At 49.3% G+C, this 3,896-nt stretch carries 4 protein-coding genes; all 4 read right to left on the bottom strand.

Annotated features, from left to right (window positions below; genetic code table 11):
• Positions 1-305: 305 nt before the first annotated feature.
• The 4 genes from QUA78_RS32010 to QUA78_RS31995 all read right to left on the bottom strand — a co-directional run bounded on the left by QUA78_RS32010 (position 306) and on the right by QUA78_RS31995 (position 3,672).
• A complete protein-coding gene (locus QUA78_RS32010; RefSeq protein WP_333307062.1) occupies positions 306-1,343 on the bottom strand; it encodes a glycosyltransferase family A protein in 1,038 nt (345 codons plus the stop codon).
• A gap of 29 nt (positions 1,344-1,372) precedes the next feature.
• Positions 1,373-1,957, bottom strand: coding sequence for a serine acetyltransferase (locus tag QUA78_RS32005; RefSeq protein ID WP_333307056.1), 585 nt, complete (start codon positions 1,955-1,957; stop codon positions 1,373-1,375).
• A gap of 195 nt (positions 1,958-2,152) precedes the next feature.
• Complete coding sequence (locus QUA78_RS32000; protein WP_333307057.1) at positions 2,153-3,163, bottom strand: glycosyltransferase family 2 protein; 1,011 nt, start codon at positions 3,161-3,163, stop codon at positions 2,153-2,155.
• 239 nt (positions 3,164-3,402) lie between these two features.
• Positions 3,403-3,672, bottom strand: coding sequence for a glycosyltransferase (locus tag QUA78_RS31995; RefSeq protein ID WP_333307059.1), 270 nt, complete (start codon positions 3,670-3,672; stop codon positions 3,403-3,405).
• Positions 3,673-3,896 lie beyond the last annotated feature (224 nt).

The following is a 3,896-nucleotide window of genomic DNA, read 5'->3' as shown; positions in this document are numbered from 1 at the left end:
GACATACAGCAGATTGCACATTAATTATTCTCTTAGTATCCCTGATTTTGGATCATTTTTTCCTTGGATTACTCTAATTAATAAAACTTTTAATTGTGGGTTGTTTATTCGTTGGAAGCCTTTGTTTATAAATCGATATTTGTAAGTTTAGTTTTGCAGAAATTACTCAATCGGCTGCGTTTTTTTTGAGGTGCGGGCGTCGGCTGTAGAGGTTGGGGAGAAAACCCGCCTCTACACCAACACCGGACTCGGGATTACAGAGGAGAAGTTGCAGAAAAAAACAAGTTAAGTTGATGATTGCTGACCTACTTAGTAGACTTAGCACTAATTCTAACTTGCTCAATTGATGGGTTTGATGTCTTGTATTCTATCAAGTTGCTGCGCTGTCCGAGCAAGCGGCGCTGGTGAAACTGAATCTGACCTTGCAACTGAGGAAATCTCCCGATCGCGCAAGATATAGCATAAAGCGCAGCATCCTTGGCTGGCAAATTCCGTTGCTGCTGCATCTGGCGGTAAATTCGGTAAGTAAGTACGGGGTAGCCGGCCAGCAACCACAGGCTCCACCCGTGGGTGAACCAGGCTGTACCGAATGCTAGCACTGGCAAAACGAATCCCCAGAACCAGATGCGGAGCGTGTCTTTGACCCAGTGGCGTTCGGGGGTGTTGCCGTGCAGCCAGGAACCTTCGGCGTAAGCGTGACCGGCTCTTTGAGAGCGCTTCCACCACTGCTCAAAACGAGTCATTTGGGCGTCGTGCAGGGTCATTTCTGCATCTAAGCGCTCGATTTTCCAACCGTTTTGGCGCAGCCGCACGCAGAGTTCCGGTTCTTCGCCGGCAATGAGTGCGGGGTTGAAACCACCGACTTGCTCGAATGCTTTGACTCGCATCATGGAGTCGCCGCCGCAGGCTTTGGCTTCGCCGACAGGCGTGTCCCACTCGATGTCGCACAGTCGGTTGTATGCTGTGGCGTTGGGAAATCTTTCGCGTCGGCGCCCGCACACTACGGCTACGTCGGGTTTGGCGGCGAGTTCTTCCTGGGCTCTATCGAGCCAGCCGTCAACTATTTCGCAGTCGCCGTCTACAAATTGGACAAATTCAATGTCGGGAGCTAATTGTAGCAAGCGGGCAAAGCCTTCATTTCTGGCGCGTGCTGCGGTAAAAGGTGTAGATAGGTCGAGTTCTACTGTATCCGCTCCGATCGATCCGGCTAATTCCAAGCTACCGTCTGTTGAGCCAGAATCGACATAAACCACCAGAGCTACTTGAACCCTCGCTGATAGCAAGCACCCTCGGAGGCGATCGCCTTCATTGCGTCCGATCGCCACCAATCCAACTTTGTGCAATTGAGACATAATCAATGCTATCTAATAATTTAAGTATTTTTGTCTTGAAGTTTTTTGGTTGCAATCATCTTCGCCGGAATGCCAACGGCAGTTTGACCGGCAGGAATGTCTGATAAAACTACGGCGTTTGCTCCGATATTTACGTCGTCTCCCAGGTTTACTTTTCCGAGGATTTTTGCACCAGCGCCGACGTTAACCCGATCGCCCAATTGAGGAGATTCTAGCGGCTTATCCAAGTAGCGATTTCCCAGGGTTACGCCTTGGCGGATAATGCAGTCGTCGCCGATCGTGCAATATCCGTGAATAATAATAGCGCCTTGATGTTCGATCACCACGCGGCGACCGAGCTTTACAGTGTAAGGCAAATCTATGCCGTAGGTGTTGCGAACTTTTCGGTATAGAGATCGGTAAAGAATGCTCAAAGGAGCGCGAAGTAATTTCGGTTCAACTTGCATTCTCCAAGCACCAAAGCGCTGAACAGCTACGGCCCTAAATCCCGGCTTCGTCCAATCGCGACCGTGAGCGATCCAATCTTCTTGAATCTGTTGCCACAATCCTAGTGCAGGAGCTTCTACTCGATTTTCACTTGCTATTAAGTCCGGCTGCATTACCATAAGCTTTCTTTAACACACTGTCTTGTTTAATTGTTGTCCTATGCCCGCCCTAAGAGGCTATTTATTGCTTTTTTGATTGATGGTCAACCTGGTTTTTTTGAGCAAAAATATCAATTATTGGCAGAGGATCGGGCAATGCATTCTTTGCCATAATTAACCGGGTTTCTGGAGCTTGGATTTGTTGACAAACACCGTTTAAAAGTTTTTGGACTTTTCAATCTCACCTCCTTTAAAAAATACACTATTGAGCATGAAATCCTTGAGATAGTTGGGGGGATCTCTGTCCGGCTTGCCTTGAAGTACGCGGCGCACCCTCCAGGCTGCAAAACCCGAAGCCCAGGATACATCAGTTAATGCTGTGTAAACCAAGCCGTAGTTTTTGATAAAGTAGCGTCGCCGGGAATCAAACCAATACTGGGGCAGCCGCTTGGGGGCTGCTTTCGTGTCGGTGACGCCTGAGCTTTGACCTACTAGGTGGACAACGCGACTTTCGGGTACGTACCAGCAACTCCAGCCAGCTTTGTTCGCTTGCAGGCAAAAGTCCATTTCTTCGCAGTACATGAAATAAGCTTCATCCATCAAGCCAATCTTTTCAAATACTTCGCGGCGGACGATCATGCTGGCTCCAGCCACCCAATCAGTTTGGCAGATTTCTTGAGAAATCGGAGGGACGGCGATCCTGTTTTTCAATAACTTCGACACAGGGCCAAGACGCCAGCCGAAATCGAGTTCGGTCAAAATGTTGTGAAACCGAAAAGCTGACTCTTGGGGCGTGCCGTCGGGGTTCTCTAAGCGGCTGCCGGCGATTCCTGCTTCGGGATGAGTATCCATGAAATCGACGAGAGCTTTCAATGCGCCGGGGCGAACTACAGTGTCTGGGTTGAGCAGCAGGAAGTAAGGGGGGGGATTGGCCGATTGCAGTACGGGACGGATCAGGGCATTGTTGCCGAAGGCGAAGCCGCCGTTGCGGTCTAGGGGCACGAAGGATGCCCATTCGCTCCAGCCTTCTGCGGCGATGGCTGCGGCAATTTCTGCGACTGAGGTATCGCCTGAAGCGTTGTCGGCAATTGCAACGCGGGTATTTGGGAGCGATCTAATTTCGTCGACTAGAGAGTGCAAGCAGTCGATTGTCAGGCGGGGCGTCCTGTAATTAACAATGACTACGAGTAAGGAGTACGGCTGACTAGACGCACTTGCATTCGACATAAGGGCAATACTCTTTATGAACTTTTTTAGCTCAGCTTGTGATTTTTGACAAGTCTAGGGCGATCGCTATTTTTATCTCCGCCTCCTACTTTAGCACCAGTCAAGGGACGTGCAGTAGATTTTGCCGTGGGGCATCAAAATTTTCGGCACGGACTCGAACACCCTGCCACCAACCGAACCCTGAACAAGATACAAAAACTAAAATTGAAAATTGCACTCCCCAAAGCCACGAGCTAAATTCAAACTTTGGATGACTGCAACATCTTCAATAAAAGCTGCCACCGCGAACGGTGCATTTCTTGGTGCGTCATGCTGTGAGCCTGCTGGAGAGATGCCTTGCCCATACTTTGAAGCTGAGGCAAGTTTTGCCCCGACCATTCGATCAAATCTGCTAAGGCTACAGGGTCGTTAGAATTAACAATTACACCAGTTTTATGGTTGTGGATGCAGTCGCGCAGTCCGTCTGTGTTACTTGCGAGTATCGGTACTGCTTGGGAGGGAATAAGCATCGTAAAGAATCCGGGGTTGATCCTCTGAAAGACTGGGAACTACAATAGCGTGATATTCTTGCAGCCACCGAAAGAATTCTTTGCCGCAAGCAACCGTTCCCAAAATTTGGATGTTAACCGATTTTTGCAGTTGATTGCTAAGTATTTTGGGTAGGGTCGAGAGAGGATATTACTATCCTCTCCCTCCCATTCGGAACCGTGCTTGCAACTTTCACTGCACACGG

Origin of the sequence: Microcoleus sp. K4-B3, from assembly GCF_036704615.1 — a bacterium.
In the GTDB taxonomy this organism is placed as follows: domain Bacteria; phylum Cyanobacteriota; class Cyanobacteriia; order Cyanobacteriales; family Microcoleaceae; genus Microcoleus.
This window is presented reverse-complemented; position numbering and strand designations above follow the sequence as displayed.